The following is a 742-nucleotide window of genomic DNA, read 5'->3' as shown; positions in this document are numbered from 1 at the left end:
ATCAATTTAAGGCGTAATACCAATGCAGAAGCGATGTTCACTTCGTTCAGAATGGTTTCATGCAGCACACCATCGACACGCTGGCGTAAACGCAGGACTTTATCGTCTGGTTCGATATGGATATCCGATGCACCAACTTGCACCGCGTCTTCAAACATCGAATTAACCAGCTTTACAACGGTGACTTCTTCACTGTCAGCTTCATCGATGCCATAGTCAAAGCTTTGTACGTCTTGGTGCTCTGCTTGTAACTGCTCAGCAAAGGACGCGATCTCTTTGGTACGGCGGTAGTAACGGTCGAAACTGCTGATCAACTGACGCTCAGAGGCTATGATGAACTCAAGGTTGTACTCACCTAGCAAGTTCATTAAAGACTCTTGGGTAAACAGATCCGCCGGATCACTCATCGCAACACGTAAAGTGTCACCATTACGAGCTACCACCATTGCACGTAAACGACGAGCATGCACTTCTGGCAGTATTTGCACCGCATCCGCATCCACTGGAGCGCGTCCAAGATCGATCAACGGTAATCCTAGTTGCTGAGACAAGAACTCCAGCATTTGCTTTTCGGTAATAAACCCGAGATCAATCAGGGCATCACCTAATTTTTGTCCGGTACTGCGCTGAGCGGATAGAGCTTGCTGGATTTGATCTTCCGATACGATGCCTTCTTCAACAAGTAGGTCACCTAAGCGTTTTCTCAACTGAATTTTCATTGTGCGCTCTCCAGTTGCTTTAA

The 742-nt window shown here is 47.0% G+C and carries 1 protein-coding gene; it reads right to left on the bottom strand.

Annotated features, from left to right (window positions below):
• The coding region (locus tag R7R24_RS26610; protein ID WP_411978834.1) for a GspE/PulE family protein at window positions 1–719 on the bottom strand (719 nt) is incomplete at its 3' end.
• Window positions 720–742: the final 23 nt, after the last annotated feature.

The sequence above is a fragment of the Vibrio sp. 704 genome, from assembly GCF_033339295.1.
The sequence above is the reverse complement of the archived record's forward strand: the minus strand, read 5'-3'. Positions and strand labels throughout refer to the sequence as shown.